Genomic DNA, 512 nt, shown 5'->3' with positions numbered 1-512 from the left:
GGGTTAGATATTTCAGAAAAACGATTGCCTCAAGATGGAAGGATTACCATTAAAAACGGCCTTGATGAATTTGATATTCGGGTGTCTTCATTACCTACTCTTCATGGCGAAAAGATAGTACTTCGTATTTTGAGTAAAGATGCTGACCATATTCAATTAGAAGATTTAGGATTTACAAAAGACGAATTGAAGAGTTATAAAGAAACCATTAAGAAACCTAATGGCATTGTTCTTATCTCTGGGCCTACAGGCTCTGGAAAAACCACAACCTTATATGCCACTTTAAAACTCTTAAATGACGATAAAACAAATATACTAACAATAGAAGACCCTATAGAATATACCTTAGAAGGTGTTAATCAAGTACAGTTAAAAGAGAATATTGGGTTGGATTTTGCTAGTACCTTACGCACATTTTTAAGACAAGATCCAGATGTTATTATGGTTGGAGAAATACGTGATGTTAATACGGCAAACATGGCTATTAGAGCTGCATTAACTGGTCATTTAGT

Annotated in this window: 1 protein-coding gene; it reads left to right on the top strand. The window is 34.4% G+C overall.

What is annotated here, in order from left to right:
• Positions 1-512 (top strand): GspE/PulE family protein (locus IEW41_RS14510; protein ID WP_188607093.1); only part of this gene is annotated, 512 nt, incomplete at both ends.

It is taken from the genome of Aquaticitalea lipolytica (assembly GCF_014641635.1).
Lineage (GTDB): Bacteria > Bacteroidota > Bacteroidia > Flavobacteriales > Flavobacteriaceae > Aquaticitalea > Aquaticitalea lipolytica.
The sequence above is the reverse complement of the archived record's forward strand: the minus strand, read 5'-3'. Positions and strand labels throughout refer to the sequence as shown.